The organism is Anaerocolumna sedimenticola (genome assembly GCF_009931695.1).
Classification (GTDB): Bacteria; Bacillota; Clostridia; order Lachnospirales; family Lachnospiraceae; genus Anaerocolumna; species Anaerocolumna sedimenticola.
Window position 1 is genome coordinate 3081651 of sequence record NZ_CP048000.1, and the last position, 16646, is coordinate 3098296.

Sequence of the window (16646 nt, forward strand, 5' to 3'; positions counted from 1 at the left end):
TTTGACACTGAAATACCATTAAGTGACATGACATATTTTTATAAAATTATTATAATCATAATATCATAAAATTACAATTGCAAAGTATGGAGGAAACAATGGAGAAGTTAAAAGTAGGTATTATAGGATGCGGCGGAATTGCCAACGGTAAACATATGCCGGCAATTAAAAGTGCCGGTTATGCTGATATGGTAGCATTTTGTGACATAATTGAAGAAAAAGCAGTGAAAGCTTCCAAAGAATTCGGAACAGAAGATGCGAAAGTTTTTACGAATTACAAAGAATTACTAAAAGAAGATCTGGACGCAGTTTATGTCTGTACTCCAAACCGTTCCCATGCGGCTATAACAGTTGATGCGCTTTATGGGGATAAGCATGTTTTGTGTGAAAAACCGATGGCAATTAATTATAAAGAAGCCTGCACCATGGTAGATGCCGCTAAGGAAACAGGTAAAATTCTTACGATCGGTTATCAGAACCGTTACCGCAGTGACAGCCAGTATTTGAAAAAGGAATGTGAAGAGGGTGTATTAGGTGATATCTATTATGCCAAGGCAAAAGCAATCCGCCGCCGCGCCGTTCCTACCTGGGGAGTTTTCTTAAATGAATATGAACAGGGCGGAGGACCGTTAATTGATATCGGAACTCATGCACTGGACTTAACGCTCTGGACAATGAACAACTATAAACCTAAATATGCAGTGGGTACAACTTATCACAAGCTGAATCAGGATACTGACCAGGGAAATGCTTTTGGGCCTTGGAAACCGGAAGAATTTAGTGTAGAAGACAGTGCGTTTGGTTTCATTGTTATGGAAAATGGTGCAACCATTACTTTAGAGTCCAGCTGGGCTTTAAATACATTAGATGTAATGGAAGCAAAAACCGTATTATGCGGTACCAAAGCCGGTGCCGATATGCAGGACGGTCTTCGTATTAATGGTGTAAAACATGACAAACAATTTGTGACAAAACCGAATTTGGAAGCCGGCGGAGTTGCTTTTTATGAAGGTCAAGATGCTTCCCCTCAGGTAATAGAACAAACTGTATTTGCCAATGCCATCCTGGGCAAAGGTGAATTAACCGTATTACCGGAACAGGCAGCTGTTGTAACCAGAATCCTGGAAGCTATTTATGAATCAGCTAAAACAGGAAAACCGGTATACTTTGATTAGAATTAGGCGTTAACGGTTTTGCTTGGTGATTTATCACTGGATGAAACAGCCAGCAGATGAAAGGTATTGGCCTTAATATTGTGTGCCGCTGTAGTGGCAGAGGGAGGATATTATGAAGATAGGATTACAGTTGTATACCATAAGAGATACGTATCAGAATGCCGATGAATTTAAGGCAAATATCAAAAAGGTTAAGGAATTAGGATATGATGGCGTCGAATTCGCCGGTTATGCAGGAATGGATGCAAATGATTTGAAAGCTTTTCTGGACGAAATAGGTTTAGAAGCTATTTCAAGCCATCATGGTTTAAATGACCTGGAATTTAAATTGGATGAACTGGTACAGTATAATAAAACATTAGGTTGCAAATATATGGTTTGTGCATTTGCGCCAACCGGTAATAAAGAAGAAGTGGATCATGTGGTAAAAGTAATGAGTGCCGCAAAGAAAACAGTTGCTGACAATGGTATGGAATTATTATACCACAATCATTCCCACGAATTTAAAATATTGGATGACGGCAGTTTGCCCTTGGCTTTAATAGGAGATAGCTGTAATTTGGAATTAGATACTTTTTGGGTATTTAATGCAGGAGTAGAGCCTTGTTCTTTTATTCGTGACAATAAGGATGTAATTTCATTGATACATTTAAAGGACGGAAGCTTTGAAGGAGTGCCTTGCGCAATCGGAGAAGGTTTCAACAATATAAAAGGAATCAGGGAAATGTCGGCAAGAATCGGTATGGAATGGCTTATCGTAGAAAATGATAAACCAACACCGGACGGACTTTCCGATGTAGGCAGAAGTATCCGTTATTTAAAAGGCTGATTGTTTTTGGTAAGGCCTGCTTATCTGGTTAGGTAATCGTAATTTAAACCAAAGATCTGTTGCATAATTATATTATTTTCATTTTGATTATGCAATTATATTTTTTGGAATTTATACTTAGCAGCGCGGATAAAAGCGGCAATCTATTTCCTGCCCGCTTATATCCGCGTTTATTTCCACGAAAGCAAAGTGAGAATTAGCAAGATTGCTTGCATTAATTCCAATGGTTTATTTCTTTGCATTCAGGAGAGTATAACAGAGAATATAAAACTCATTTCTCTTAATTATATCAAAAATTATTCTAGATATATCATTTCATGATTCAATTTCCCGAATTATAATCTTATAATTGACAAATAAAAAATATATGTATATATTAATTGTTAGACATCTAACAAAGGAGTGAATGAATAATGTACCAGAATAGAAAACCGGAGGATAGAGATGATAATGGAATTCTTATCCAAAGGCTTGCTAAAAATATTAAATATCTGGCAGATGAGAATTTATCAAATCATAATATTACAATTGAACAGGTTAAAATATTACGGTTTTTAAGTGAAAGTTTGGGCTCTTTTGCTTATCAGAAGGATATCGAGCAGAACTTTGCAATCAAACGGTCCTCCGTAACCAATATACTTCAGAATATGGAGAAAAGCGGACTGATTGAACGACTCGGGGACGTATCGGATGCGAGGATAAAGAAAGTTCTCCTGACAGAAAAGGGAGCAGAACTGTCTAAAACCTTAAAGGATTTTATTTGTAATCTTGAATCAGTAATCGTTAATGATATGACCGGTGAAGAGAAAGAAGTGTTTAAAAATTTATTGAAAAAGAGCCTTAATAATGTTAATGAATTATTCAGGTAAAATGGACGCTCAGGATTTGTATGCCGCCATTGCGGCAGAGGGAGGTTATTATGGTTAAAAAGTTAGCTGCCTGTATCGGTGACTATAAAAAATACGCAATACTTACACCGATTGTAATGGTGGGGGAAGTTATGATGGAAATCTTAATTCCTTTTGTTATGTCAAAAATTATCGATATTGGAATATTGGGAAATGGGGGTATCACTTATATTATTAAAATGGGAATTTTAATGATAACCATGGCACTAATTTCCCTTTGCTTCGGTGCGGTGGGAGGAAAATTTGCAGCAATAGCCGGAATGGGGTTTGCCAAGAACCTGAGAAAGAGACTTTTTGATAAAGTACAGGATTTTTCTTTTGCAAATGTAGATAAATTTTCTACCCCTTCACTTGTGACCAGACTGACTACGGATGTTACCAATACGCAGAATGCATTTATGATGCTGATACGTATGGCGGTCCGTGCACCGATCATGTTAATCGGGGCCACTATCATGGCAATTATTATGAACGCAAAGTTATCGATTGTATTTTTAATTGCAATTCCTTTTTTAGGATTTGCCCTTTACATAATTATGTCCAAAGCACATCCCAGATTTGTTGCCATGCTGAAGCTTTACGACAGAATGAATTCCGATGTGCAGGAAAATCTGGTTGGAATACGGGTCGTTAAGGCTTTTGTAAGAGAAGCGTATGAAAAAACCAAATTTCAGAATTCTGCGAACGCCGTAAGGAAAGCTCAGGTAAGAGCCGAAAAATTGATCATCTTAAACGGTCCCGTTATGCAAATAAGTATGTATGGCTGTATTCTGGCTGTTTTATGGTTTGGCGGAAATATGGTAATGAAAGGCAGCTTCGAAATCGGGCAGATATCGAGTTTTATCAATTATATCACACAGATTTTAATGTCACTTATGATGATTTCCATGATTTTTATTATGCTTGTTATCTCAAGGGCATCCATGACCCGTATTGTAGAAGTATTGGATGAAGAGATTGATATCAAAGATAATAGTACAGGGTTACAAAATAAGGTGGAAGATGGCTCGATCGAATTTAATCATGTATCTTTTAGTTATGCAAAAGATAAAGAAAATTTAACCTTAAGTGATATTAATTTTCACATTAATTCCGGTGAAACAATTGGAATTATCGGAGGAACCGGTTCTTCCAAATCCACGCTGGTCAGTCTTATCCCCAGATTATATGATGTACTGGAGGGAGAAATCAAAGTCGGCGGCATTAATGTAAAAGATTATGCATTAGAGACTTTAAGAAACGATGTTGCCATGGTACTTCAGAAAAATGTGCTGTTTTCCGGAACAATAAGGGAAAATTTAAAATGGGGTAATGAAGCTGCAACAGAGGTAGAAATAGTCAGTGCCTGCAAGGCAGCGCAGGCTTATGATTTTATAATGTCCTTTCCCGATGGTTTAGAGACGGACTTGGGACAGGGCGGCGTAAACGTATCCGGCGGACAAAAACAAAGATTATGTATCGCCAGGGCTTTATTAAAAAAACCGAAAATCATTATTCTTGACGATTCCACCAGTGCGGTGGACACTGCAACGGACAGTAAAATCCGTCGGGCTTTTAAAGAAACTTTAACAGATACAACGACAATTATCATTGCTCAAAGAATATCCTCCGTATGTGATGCAGATCGTATTCTGGTACTGGATGATGGTAAAATCGACGCTTTTGCATCCCATGAGGAATTGATGAAAAACAATAAGATATACAGGGAAGTATATGAGTCACAGCAGAAAGGGGATGAGTAAAATGCCGGGACCGATGAGAGAACTAAAACCGGGTAATAAACCTAAGAATGTAGGACGTTCCTTAAAACGTATCTTTGATTACATGGCAGAATATAAATTTCAGTTAGTATTGGTATTATTTTTTATACTTTTAAGTGCGGGTGCCCAGATTATCGGTACGTCCTTTTTAAAAGCTGTTATTGACAGATATATTGAACCGCTGGCAAGAAACTATGACAGTGCCCTGTTAAAAGGCTTTATTAAGACCCTTCTAATAATGGGGTTGATATATCTTCTAGGTGCCGTATCGACGTATCTTTTCAGCAGAATTATGTTAAATGTTTCTACAAAAACCTTATATAAAATAAGGGTGGATTTATTTGATAAGATGGAATCCTTTCCAATCAAATATTTTGATACCCATACCCATGGGGATTTGATGAGCCGGTATACCAACGACACGGATACTATTCGAGAAATGTTAAGTAACAGTGTGGCTAACTTTATATCTTCAGCAATCACTGTGACCGGCGTTTTTACCATGATGATTGTGTTCAGCTGGCAGCTTACGATTTTAGTGGTCTGTATGTTATTTATCATGTTAAAGGTAATTAAAAAAATCGGCGGCAAAAGCGGCATGTATTTTAAGGCCCAGCAGAAAAAGCTTGGTAAAGTCAATGGTTTTATAGAAGAAATGTTTGAAGGCCAAAAAGTTGTTAAGGTATTTTGCCATGAAGAAACCTCAAAAGCTCAATTCGAAAAATTAAATGATGAATTATGTGAAGCAGCTACGAATGCCAATACATTTGCTAATATTTTAATGCCGATCATGGGTAACTTATCCCATATTCTTTATGCCTGTACCGCAGTTTTCGGCGGAGTGCTTGCAGTTATGGGTTCCATATCCCTGGGTACTGTGGTTGCATTTTTACAGTATACACGAAGTTTTTCACAGCCGATCACCCAGATATCCCAGCAGTTAAATTCCGTATTATCAGCCCTTGCCGGAGCGGAAAGAATCTTCGATATGATCGATGAGAGACCTGAGGTTGATGACGGATACGTGACTTTGGTAAATGCCAGAATGGATGCTTCCGGTAACATTTCGGAAGCAAAAGAGCATACAGGAATCTGGGCCTGGAAACACCCGCATAAATCCGATGGAACCGTTACTTATACACAGGTTAAAGGTGATGTAACCTTTGATAATGTAGTCTTTGGTTACGAAGAGAACAAAACCGTTTTAAACGGAATCAGTCTGAATGCGAAACCGGGACAGAAAATTGCATTTGTAGGTTCAACCGGAGCTGGAAAAACGACTATAACGAATTTAATAAACCGTTTTTATGACGTACCGGACGGTAAAATACGTTATGATGGAATTAACATTAATAAAATTAAAAAGGATGATTTAAGATCCTCTTTAGCTATGGTTTTGCAGGATTCACACCTTTTTACCGGAACAGTTATGGAAAACATCCGCTACGGTAATTTAAATGCCGGTGATGAAGAAGTGATCGCCGCCGCCAAACTGGCTAATGCACATTCCTTTATAAAACATTTACCCCATGGATATCAAACTATGCTAACATCAGATGGTGCAAATCTTTCCCAAGGCCAGCGTCAGCTAATAACCATTGCAAGGGCTGCCGTAGCCGATCCTCCTGTACTGATATTGGATGAGGCAACTTCTTCCATAGATACCAGAACGGAAGCACTGATTGAAAAAGGTATGGATAGCCTGATGGAGGGCAGGACAGTATTTGTTATAGCACATAGACTTTCCACAGTCCGCAATTCTCATGCTATTATGGTTTTAGAGAATGGGGAGATAATTGAACGGGGAAATCACAATGAGTTAATAGAACAGAAAGGAAAATATTATCAGTTATATACCGGAATGTTTGAATTATCATAAGTTTTCAATTCTATAAATCACTTTCGAAAAGACCGGATAAGTATATTAAAAGCTAATTAAGGAACGAATTAAGCGCAAACTAAGAGAAATCCCGGTGTAATTCCTGGCCAAATCCTCTTAGTTTGCGCCTAATAATATATAAGAATTTATTTTAATTCGTACCCAATAGCCGCAAGCCATTTTGTGACCTCTTCCGGTGTAACCGCACCGTTTACAGCAATACCGGGTAGTATTATTGATTTTGAACATTCTTTTGCGATATCATTTTCAATTTGGCAAAATCCGCCGCCTCCATGTGTACAGAATGGAATCACGGTTTTGCCTGTAAAATCATGTTGTTTAAGAAAACTCATCACCGGAGGGGCTAATGTTTTAAACCAGTTAGGCGTCCCTATAAATAGTGTCTGATAATCATCTATTGACTCATTTCCTGATATTAGCTTAGGGCAAAATCCTCGGGAAATTTCATTTCTTATTTCTTTAGAGGCGGTATTATAGTCAAAGGAATAAGTCTTATCCGGAATTAATTCTCTTATAGTACCACCGGTCTGTTTTTCAATTTCTAATGCTAAGCTCTTAGTGTTTTGGAAAAGAGAATAATATACTATCAGTGTATTATTCATCATGTAAAATCCTTTCGTTATCCGAATTACCCGGTTGATAATAAATCATTACTTTGGTATGTATCGTTTTAATAACTGTCAGTTAAAGGTTTTAAGTATTTATCGGTCTTAAGACCGGGTTATATCCCAGTACTTTTAACTTTATAAATTTTTTATGATTTCTTTACTCTCTAATACCTTTCCAAAACGGTTATTCCAGATTCTATAAAAATAAAATTCACGTATTTCCTTTGCGGAGATTGAGGGCTGGTCAAAGGTCGAAATGGCATCTTCGGCTATGATCAGATCAAAGCCATTCTCAAAAGCCACTTTAATAGAAGTATCGATACAATATTCGGTCTGCATTCCGGCGATGATTAACGTAGCATATTCTTTCGTATCAAGATAATCCTGCAGCCCGGTACCTTTAAATGCACTGTTATAATCTTTGTTAAACACTCTTTCTGTACCGGTTGGTTTTATTTTATCATAAATCTGCCAACCCTCGGTTCCGGGGGCAAGATTTTCCTCTTCCTCTCCATTATGCTGAACATAGATAACTTCTATTTCTTTATCTCTGCAGCTGGATATTAATTGTTCCAATGAATGAATCATACTATCTTCCTGATAAGGGTGTTCCTTTACCAGTGCATTCTGAACATCGATTACTAACAAAGCGGTTTTTCCCATAATATCTACACTCCTTTTGATTATTTTTTAACAGGTAACTGTGAAACAATGTTATAGTCTGTAAATTATATAGTTTCAAAAGTACCTTATGTTTGTTTCAATATTCCTGATTATAGCATACTATTCGAAAAAAAAACAGTAAAGTCATGTAAAAATTGTAAATGGTTTCATTAATTTAAGAAAAAAATGTCTGAATTCGGTGAGAAAACAAACATGAAAATGGGACAAAATGGGAAAAATAGTTTGACAATATATGGAATAAGCGATAAAATAATTTTAATATCACTAAATTGAAAAAAAGGTGGTGAAACATTATGGGAGACAAGAATCCAAAAAAGGCACCGAAGAAAAAGGGATCAGAAAAATCTGGTGCACAATCTTCTGTTTCTTCAGGTTCTAACAAAAAATCAAAATAGTAAATATAAAAAATTCCCTGGTAATTAAGGGAATTTTTTATATTATTTACGTGAAAGCAAAGTGAGAATTAGCAAGCCAGCTTGCAATAATTCGAACGCCCACACGAGCCGGAGAAACACGCGAAGCGTGTTTCATCGGATTACGTGAAAGTAAAGTGAGAATTAGCAAGCCTGCTTGCAATAATTCGAACGCCCACACGAGCCGGAGAAACACGCGAAGCGTGTTTCATCCGGATTACGTGAAAGCAAAGTGAGAATTAGCAAGCCTGCTTGCAATAATTCGAAACACGCACACGAGCCGGAGAAACACGCGAAGCGTGTTTCATCGGATTACGTGAAAGCAAAGTGAGAATTAGCAAGCCTGCTTGCAATAATTCGAAACACGCACACGAGCCGGAGAAACACGCGAAGCGTGTTTCATCGGATTACGTGAAAGCAAAGTGAGAATTAGCAAGCCAGCTTGCAATAATTCGAACGCCCACACGAGCCGGAGAAACACGCGAAGCGTGTTTCATCCGGTTGGAATAGATCCCTTCAAATATATAAGCTAAAAACTTAGAAATGTATACTTTTACTTATAACTGGTAATTAATATCCTTGACAAATTACATGATTATCGGCAACTGTGGCTTTATATGCCGTAATTGATAGGAGCAGTTATGAGAGAAAGAAAAATAAAACAGGCTTTTGTAAGTATTACAAAAAATGAATCCGAGCAGAAATCCCTGACAGAAGCTTTGGATTTACTGCCGGTAAAGGATATAATTAGGGGAGGGGAAGTAGTTGTTATTACCCCGAACTGGGTGAATGAAAAACCTCCTGAAACAGGTACCGTCGTAGGTCCTTATACCCTGCAGGAACTCATTAAGTATGTGAAACGCTTTAATCCGAAAGAAATCATTGTAGCCACTGGTTCCGGAGGAAAAGAAACCGGTACGATATTTAAAAACATTGGATATGATAAAATTATTGAAGCAGAACAGGTTCAGTTTATTGATTTAAACTATGGACCTTATACCGAATTAGAGCTGGAACATTCCATAGTTACAAAAACAAAAATCAACACTCTCATTGAAAGAATGGACGTACTAATCAGTTTCAGCCAGTTAAAACAACATGAAGAAGCTACGGTAACGGCTTCTGTTAAAAATATTGCATTAGGGTGGCCGCCTGCTGAAATCCATGGTTTCCCTAAGAAGAACCTGGGTATTCATGAAGATCTCCACGGTTTTATTACTGCCATGGCTAAAAAAATACCAATTGATTTAGCTATCATCAGCGCTGATAAAGCCATGATCGGTACCGGTCCCTCAGATGGAAAAGCAGTGGATACCAAAGGTCTTGTTATTGCTTCAACGGATGCTGTAGCAGCTGATGCAATCGGTGCACGATTGTTAGGTTTTTTACCCCAGGGAGTACAATATCTATATTCCCTTTCAAAAAGCCAGACAGGAGAAACAGATCCCAGCCATATGATAATGAAAGGTATGCCTCTTCAGGAAGCAGAAAAAGTATTTTCAATGGCAGCTTACGGACAGGAAGTTGTTCTGGACAAAGATAAAATAAAAGGGACCCATGGAAATTGATAATGGGCAGGTAAAAAGTTTAGTAAAGCTTTGGTATAAACCGATATTGGTTTCTATAGTTAAAGTTTCCGAATCTGATGTTTTTGAGGTTTTAAGGTGATTTCGGATATTACCATACCCTCCCTTTGGTTCAGAATAAAATCTACCGAATCGGCAACTTCTTCCGGTTTAACATAGGTATCCTCGGTAATCCCTTCACAAAAGCCGGCATTTCGGTAAAAATTTGTTCTTGTCATATCCGGATGAATGGTTATTACTTTTACACCATATTTTCTTACTTCATCGAACAAACTGTCGGAAAAACTTGATAGCCCGGCTTTTGTTGCACCGTATGCACAGCCATGGGTATTTGATTTAAAAGCCGTAACAGAGGATATGTTTATAATATATCCTCTGAATTTCTTTAAGTCCCTTAAAAGCAGCTGGGTTAAAACAAGAGGAGTCTCCAAATTTACTGTGACCATTTCATGAATCTTTCCGGGATTTAATTCTTCATGGGGGCCAAAATAACCGACACCTGCATTATTGATTAATATATGAATTTCATCGGATTTTCTTATTTCTTTTATTCTGGTTATCAATTCAGATGTCTTAGTAAGATCTAGGGAAACTTTAATAAAATCTTCCGAGGGTAAATTGCATTCATTAAAATCCCTGCCTATTCCATATACCCTGTATTGATTATTAATTAAGATTTTACTGATTTCAAGACCGATTCCGGAGGATGCTCCGGTGACGATTGCTGCTTTCATTACTGTGTTTCCTTCCATACATATATATTTTTTTCGGGAATAAATTCTTTTATCTGATTATAGGTATAGGAAATCATCTCCTGGGACACCTGTTTTCCGTAATGGCATACACCGTTATCATTTTCATAAGGATATTGAATAATAACTGAATCAGGCCGCTGCTTTCTCATCTGTTTCAAATAATCATGAGAAACCCGGAATACCCCCAGACTTATATCTTTTATTTTATCGGCAGGTAACCCTGAAAAAACAGTAGTTATCATTTCTTTATATATATACTTCCAATCCTTTTGATAGATCAGGGGTCAAAACATAAACGGACGGTATAGCCTTTCGTTATAGCTTTCTTAATACATTCTAAACGTACATTCAGAGCAGGTGTATGATGTTCATAAGTTTTCTGTATGGAATCCGGTGTCAGTGTCCAGGCTAATATAAAATTATTAATTGGTTTAAGATGATTTAAAACATGAAAATTTGCACTTTTTGTACGTAATTCAATGGTTAAGTCAGGGTGGGAACCAGCAAATCCATGCCATTCCTTTACGTAGCCCAATCTATTTTCCAATGCCAGTAAATCCGTATCATAAGAGATACACAGATAAACAGGATAGCTTTTTAATAAGTTCTCCGCTTCATGAAAGATATCTTCCAGGTTGACAAAAATAACGAGATTGGCAGAGGGGTACATCCCTTGCAAATAACAATATTCGCAGTCATAAAAACAGTTCATGACGGAGGAAGAATAATAAAAGTGCTGATTTCCAAAATCCTGACAGACTGGAGCCCCTTCATAAACATAGGGCGGCTTTTTTATTGCGAGTATCAGATTGGGAGTTACTTTTTGAAGTGCATAATTCTGATGTCCCCTGTTGAATACATCTTTATAGTGATTTATATCAATGTTTTGGGCACCCGGAAACTGTGCAAGAATCTCCCTTGTTTTCGGATGGTTTTTGGCATCTTTTTCGATATATATATGGGAAAAATAAGGATTATATAAATTTTTTGCTAAGCTGTTCAAAATACTTCTTCCCTTCTATCTTGGTTTTGCAGGGTAAAGATATATCCTTAAAGAATTCCCGGATAGGCTCTATTAAGTTTCCCTCTTTTAATTTATAATATTTACAAAGCTGGATAAGCTGGTTTTCCATGGATACGGACAAAGATAAATCTTTACTCAGCTTTCCCAGATAATCTTCTTCTTCCGGTGTAAATGCAGAATCATTTTTATCAAATTCACTTTTTATATTAGCTGTCCAACCCGTTATAAACGGTACATTTATTTGTACCAGTGCAGATAATTTATCCGGAGTAATATTCGTATTTGTTAAGTTATCCGATACTATTTTAAGGAAAAACAACTGATGGGGCTGATAAAAATAGGAGGCTGCCTGATACAAACCGGCTGCTTCCATATCAACAAGAGCGGACTGTTTGATAACAGATTCACAAATAACAATTTCATCGGAATCAGATTGGCCAGTATGAAACTTGTCTGTATTTACAATGATGGGGCTGGTTATAATACTACGTTCCATAAAGGGATGAGTAAACAGGATATCAGGATAAAAAAAACGTTTCGTATCCCATTCCATGATTTTATTACATAAATATACGGTTCCCGGGGTATCTTCTTTTAAAGCAGAACCGCATACACCGATATTAACGAATATATCTTTCGGAGATGTGGTGATCAGAGAGCATAAATAAGCCGTTGCGATGGCAGCATGTATGGCTCCGGTTTTCGTTATCAAAAGAATGATATCTTCATTCCTGAAAACCTGGAATTTTATAAAAGAAGTATCTTTCTTTAACTGATAATATTCTATAAAAGGAAGCGCTTCACAATAAAGCGCAGCAGTGAGGATTAACATGATAGTACCTTCTTTGTCACTTAAATATTAGTATAATTATGTAAAAGAAATCAACAGATGTCAATAAGAAATGAAATATACAGCCTGATTTGACAATTAAATATCAATGGTTGCGGCATTTTACATATGTCTGTTATAATTTATTCAATTGTGAAACTATTTAATTTTTATATATACCGTAGAATCGGATTAGGGATTGTCAGAAGTCGCTGATATCGGTATAATAGATAGGACAAAGAGAAAGGGGCTTATTTGGAGGTAAATATGTCAGTAGAAAATAATTTTTTCATGCCCGCAGAATGGGAGAAACATGAAAGAACATTAATAGAATGGCCGGTTAAGGAATCATTAGTCTGGACAGATAATTATGAAGAAGTATGTAAAGGTTATGCTGCTGTAGTAAAAGCAATATCGGGATTTGAGAAAGTTACCATTCTTGTAAATCAGAACGACGGGGAAGAGGTTCGGGAATTATGCAAAACTTACGCAGAAATTCTGGAGATTCCCCATGATGATGCCTGGTGCAGGGACAATGGGCCTACTTTTATTATAAATAAGGAGAATGAATTAAAAGGAATTAACTGGAAGTTTAATGCCTGGGGGGAAAAGTATAAACCTTATGATCTGGATGATAAGGTAGCAGGGGAGGTATTAAATCATTATAAAGTACCGGTATTAAATGTACCAATTGTACTGGAAGGCGGATCCATCCATGTTGATGGGGAAGGAACTTTACTTACTACGAGACAATGCCTTCTTAATCCAAACAGGAATCCTAATTTATCCCAAAAGGAAATAGAACAAAAAGTAAAATCTGCATTAAATGTAGAGAAAGTCATTTGGTTGAATCAGGGATTGTTTGGAGATGAAACGGATGGGCATGTTGATAATATAGCCTGTTTTGCTAAACCCGGTACGGTTCTGATTCAAACCTGCAAGGATAAAAACGATCCTAATTATGAAATTACCATGGAAAACCTGGATATTTTAAAAAATGAAACAGATGCAAAGGGGAGAAAATTGGATATAATGGAAATACCCCAGCCTCCGGTTCGCTATTATAAGGATATAAGACTAACTTTAAGTTATCTTAATTTTTATTTGGTTAACAATGGAATCATTCTGCCCGTTTTTGGAGATGATGCCAAAGAGACGGATCAACTTACTTATGATATCTTGAAGAAGGTTTTTCCGGACCGTAAAATAGTAAAAGTAGACGGCATGCCTTTAATTAAGGAAGGCGGTAACGTGCATTGTATTACACAGCAGATGCCGGCTGGTATTCGGAAAAGTTAATCAGTTGAATCTGACCCAAAGGAGGAATTTTAATGAGAATGGTAAAAGTTGCAGCCACACAGATGAGCTGTACCGATAATATAGATGAAAATATTGCTAAAGCGGAAAAAATGGTTCGAAAAGCAGCCAGTCAGGGTGCACAGATAATTCTGCTGCAGGAATTATTTGAGACGATGTATTTCTGCCAGAAAGAAATACCGGATTATTATCATTATGCAAAAGAAGTAGCCAAAAACAAGGCAATCAATCATTTCAAAAAGATAGCAAAAGAACTGGGAGTTGTACTTCCTATCAGTTTTTATGAAAAGAAAAATAATGCCAGATACAATGCTCTTGCTGTGATTGACGCAGACGGGGAGGTTCTGGGGGTATATCGTAAAAGCCATATTCCCGATGGTCCCGGATATGAGGAAAAATATTATTTTAATCCCGGTGATACCGGCTTTAAGGTTTGGAATACCAGATACGGTAAAATCGGGGTAGGTATCTGCTGGGATCAGTGGTATCCGGAAGCAGCAAGATGTATGGCTCTTATGGGAGCGGAAATCTTATTTTATCCTACGGCAATCGGATCCGAACCGGAAAGTCCGGAGGTTGATTCCAAGGATCACTGGCAGCGGTGTATGATTGGACATGCAGCTTGTAACTTAATGCCGGTCGTAGCATCAAACCGGATCGGAAGCGAAACAATTGGAGATTCCAGTATTAAGTTTTACGGATCTTCTTTTATTACCAATGCTGTCGGTGAGAAAATCGCTGAGGCAGACAGGACGGAGGAATCCATACTGGTGGCTGAATTTGATTTGGATACCATAGCATTTCAAAGAACGGAATGGGGTATCTTCAGAGACCGCAGACCTGATTTATACAAGGTAATATTAACGTATGACGGAGAGGTGCGTTAGCTAATAAATTTTTTACTTGGAATTATAATCCAAAGTAATAAATTTTGATTCTTAGGTAATATAACGTTATTTAGGTAATGTAAACTTATTAAATATTATCTTTCAAAATGAGGGTGTTGCTTAATTCCTGGATATAAACTTGCAGAAGAATTTTTCAATGATATTGGGGCAAGTTAAGTAATCTGCAGAATTGGCAGCAGCCTCTTAATTTTATGAAATAGGATTGACTTATAAAGAATAAATATAATATAATACTAAAATATTAAAGCGTTTTCTAAAGAAAAATATGTAATTTACCAATTAAATAATTTTTTATCAAATATTAAAAAGAGGAAAACATGTTAACTATATATGATATAGCAAAAATGACCGGCTATTCCATTTCTACCATATCGAAAGCTTTAAATAATTATTATGGTGTCAGTGAAAAAGCGAAAAAGGCTATAAAAAAAGCTGTTGAAGAAACAGGATATACACCAAATCAATATGCCAGGACTTTAGCTACTCAAAGGTCCTGGCTTATCGGCGTATTGTATTCGGAAGAAAAAGGTTTAGGTATCGTACACCCCCATTTTAATAAAATATTGCAAAGCTTTCAGGTTAATATAGGTAAATACGGGTATGATACGATATTTCTAAATAATTCCGCCTGTTCGGATAAACTATCTCTTCTTGATAAATGCAATGCAAGAGGAGTTGACGGTGTAATACTTGCAGGCAGTGTTAAGTTCAATGATTCGCTGCAAAGTGTATTGGAATCGGAGCTGCCTAAGGTATCGGTTGAAACCATATATCCGGGTGTATATACCGTAATATCTGATAACCGACTGGGAACATTGCAGGCTCTGGAGCATTTATACCTGTTGGGACACAGGAAAATTGCACATATCGCTTCAGATTTAGAGGGCAGTGTAGCTGCCAGGGAACGGCATGAAGCCTATGTTGAGTTTATGACAAAAAAAGGTTTGGAACGAAAGGATTCCTATTTTGTAGAAGCAAAAAAATTTACAAAAGAATCGGGTGAACAGGCAATTCGGCAATTATTAAGCCAATGCTGGGATGACATGCCTACGGCTATCTATGCCTCCTATGATGAATATGTAGCCGCAGCAGTATCGGTTTTAACCAACCAGGGATTTAAAATACCGGAGGATATATCATTGGTCGGTTTTGATGACTTGCCATTATGTGAATATGTAGCACCGGCAATTACAACGGTTCATCAGGATAGAGAGTCAATCGGCAAAGAAGCAGCCGGAATCTTAAGTGCTATCATCACCGGAGAGGTTGAATATAAACCTGAGGTAATTCGAATTCCCACCTCGTTGGTAATCAGGCAGACAACCCGAAAAATAACGAATTAGTTTGTTGTGCAGGAATCCATAGCAGTAATGGTAGCACAAAAAATACGGGATGATATTATGAACCGGACTTTAAAATCAGGAGATAAGATCAAGAAAGTAGAATTAAGTAAACAGTTAAATATAAGCCGTATGCCGGTAAGGGAGGTATTTCATATATTGCAGTCAGTAGGTCTTGTGTCACATAATCCTATCTTAGAGGAACAGCTAAAAGAATTAAAAAATGTACAAAAGAGATTAGAGAGATATGGAGAACTGAAAAACAATCTATCATGATTAATACGGAAGTATAGAAAGCGTTTTCAATAAATGATATAAAATTCCATTATATTTTAGTTAAAGCAAGAGGCAATCCCTTATCCAAAGTATATATCGATTTATGATTGAGACATTGGAACAGGAGTAAGAGTTTAAATGCAGTTTTTCGGCAGTCACGTTATTAAATTGTCCTAAGGTTCTGTTGCATTGTGATGGACTTGATACTTTATGTACCATATATATGAATGATATTTTAATTGGTACTGCCAATAATTTACTTCAATTTTCCTCATAATTAATAAGGGATAGGAAGAGATTTGGGTTTCATTTCTTATCATTTCAATATCGTAAT

At 37.0% G+C, this 16646-nt stretch carries 16 protein-coding genes and 1 pseudogene; 11 read left to right on the forward strand and 6 right to left on the reverse strand.

Annotated elements, in window-relative coordinates; genetic code table 11:
- The first annotated feature begins 98 nt into the window (after positions 1-98).
- The 5 genes from Ana3638_RS13640 to Ana3638_RS13660 all read left to right on the forward strand — a co-directional run bounded on the left by Ana3638_RS13640 (position 99) and on the right by Ana3638_RS13660 (position 6551).
- Positions 99-1175: a Gfo/Idh/MocA family protein gene (locus Ana3638_RS13640; RefSeq protein ID WP_161838515.1), complete on the forward strand. Its 1077-nt coding sequence runs from the start codon at positions 99-101 to the stop codon at positions 1173-1175.
- A gap of 112 nt (positions 1176-1287) precedes the next feature.
- A complete protein-coding gene (locus tag Ana3638_RS13645; RefSeq protein WP_161838516.1) occupies positions 1288-2004 on the forward strand; it encodes a sugar phosphate isomerase/epimerase family protein in 717 nt (238 codons plus the stop codon).
- A gap of 413 nt (positions 2005-2417) precedes the next feature.
- The gene (locus tag Ana3638_RS13650) at positions 2418-2873 is read left to right on the forward strand and encodes a MarR family winged helix-turn-helix transcriptional regulator (RefSeq protein WP_161838517.1); all 456 of its coding nucleotides are present in this window, start codon (positions 2418-2420) and stop codon (positions 2871-2873) included.
- A gap of 50 nt (positions 2874-2923) precedes the next feature.
- Positions 2924-4654, forward strand: a complete 1731-nt coding sequence (locus tag Ana3638_RS13655; protein ID WP_161838518.1) for an ABC transporter ATP-binding protein — start codon at positions 2924-2926, stop codon at positions 4652-4654.
- A 1-nt stretch (position 4655) separates the two neighbouring features.
- Positions 4656-6551, forward strand: a complete 1896-nt coding sequence (locus Ana3638_RS13660) for an ABC transporter ATP-binding protein (RefSeq protein ID WP_161838519.1) — start codon at positions 4656-4658, stop codon at positions 6549-6551.
- 146 nt (positions 6552-6697) lie between these two features.
- Here Ana3638_RS13660 and Ana3638_RS13665 read toward each other — a convergent pair whose 3' ends face one another.
- Both Ana3638_RS13665 and Ana3638_RS13670 read right to left on the reverse strand, forming a co-directional pair.
- Complete coding sequence (locus Ana3638_RS13665) at positions 6698-7177, reverse strand: flavodoxin (RefSeq protein ID WP_330587566.1); 480 nt, start codon at positions 7175-7177, stop codon at positions 6698-6700.
- A gap of 138 nt (positions 7178-7315) precedes the next feature.
- A complete protein-coding gene (locus tag Ana3638_RS13670; protein WP_161838520.1) occupies positions 7316-7843 on the reverse strand; it encodes a cysteine hydrolase family protein in 528 nt (175 codons plus the stop codon).
- Positions 7844-8918: 1075 nt separating this feature from the next.
- Here Ana3638_RS13670 and Ana3638_RS13675 point away from each other — a divergent pair.
- Positions 8919-9845, forward strand: a complete 927-nt coding sequence (locus tag Ana3638_RS13675; protein ID WP_161838521.1) for a DUF362 domain-containing protein — start codon at positions 8919-8921, stop codon at positions 9843-9845.
- 59 nt (positions 9846-9904) lie between these two features.
- Here Ana3638_RS13675 and Ana3638_RS13680 read toward each other — a convergent pair whose 3' ends face one another.
- Genes Ana3638_RS13680 through Ana3638_RS13690 form a run of 4 tightly spaced genes read right to left on the reverse strand, consistent with a single transcriptional unit; the run spans position 9905 to position 12474 of the window.
- Positions 9905-10597 carry an SDR family NAD(P)-dependent oxidoreductase gene (locus Ana3638_RS13680; RefSeq protein WP_161838522.1) on the reverse strand — a complete coding sequence of 231 codons (693 nt, stop codon included), beginning with the start codon at positions 10595-10597 and terminating at the stop codon, positions 9905-9907.
- A complete protein-coding gene (locus tag Ana3638_RS26260; RefSeq protein WP_330587567.1) occupies positions 10597-10860 on the reverse strand; it encodes a hypothetical protein in 264 nt (87 codons plus the stop codon). The genes Ana3638_RS13680 and Ana3638_RS26260 overlap by 1 nt, the downstream gene beginning before the upstream one ends.
- A gap of 35 nt (positions 10861-10895) precedes the next feature.
- Positions 10896-11621, reverse strand: coding sequence for a spore photoproduct lyase family protein (locus Ana3638_RS13685; protein ID WP_330587568.1), 726 nt, complete (start codon positions 11619-11621; stop codon positions 10896-10898).
- The gene (locus Ana3638_RS13690) at positions 11593-12474 is read right to left on the reverse strand and encodes a 5'-methylthioadenosine/S-adenosylhomocysteine nucleosidase family protein (RefSeq protein ID WP_161838523.1); all 882 of its coding nucleotides are present in this window, start codon (positions 12472-12474) and stop codon (positions 11593-11595) included. Before Ana3638_RS13690 ends, Ana3638_RS13685 begins: the two co-directional genes overlap by 29 nt.
- Before the next feature lie 264 nt (positions 12475-12738).
- On the opposite strand from Ana3638_RS13690, the gene Ana3638_RS13695 reads away from it, so the two are divergent.
- From Ana3638_RS13695 to Ana3638_RS27070, 5 genes and pseudogenes are all read left to right on the forward strand, one after another.
- The gene (locus Ana3638_RS13695) at positions 12739-13770 is read left to right on the forward strand and encodes an agmatine deiminase family protein (protein ID WP_161838524.1); all 1032 of its coding nucleotides are present in this window, start codon (positions 12739-12741) and stop codon (positions 13768-13770) included.
- A 32-nt stretch (positions 13771-13802) separates the two neighbouring features.
- Entirely contained in the window at positions 13803-14675 is an 873-nt protein-coding gene (gene aguB, locus Ana3638_RS13700) for an N-carbamoylputrescine amidase (RefSeq protein WP_161838525.1), read from the forward strand.
- 338 nt (positions 14676-15013) lie between these two features.
- Entirely contained in the window at positions 15014-16039 is a 1026-nt protein-coding gene (locus tag Ana3638_RS13705; RefSeq protein WP_161838526.1) for a LacI family DNA-binding transcriptional regulator, read from the forward strand.
- A 27-nt stretch (positions 16040-16066) separates the two neighbouring features.
- The gene (locus Ana3638_RS13710; RefSeq protein ID WP_161838527.1) at positions 16067-16312 is read left to right on the forward strand and encodes a GntR family transcriptional regulator; all 246 of its coding nucleotides are present in this window, start codon (positions 16067-16069) and stop codon (positions 16310-16312) included.
- Between the two features lie 145 nt (positions 16313-16457).
- Positions 16458-16589, forward strand: a pseudogene (locus tag Ana3638_RS27070) (glycosyl hydrolase 2 galactose-binding domain-containing protein); the annotation flags it as partial.
- Positions 16590-16646 lie beyond the last annotated feature (57 nt).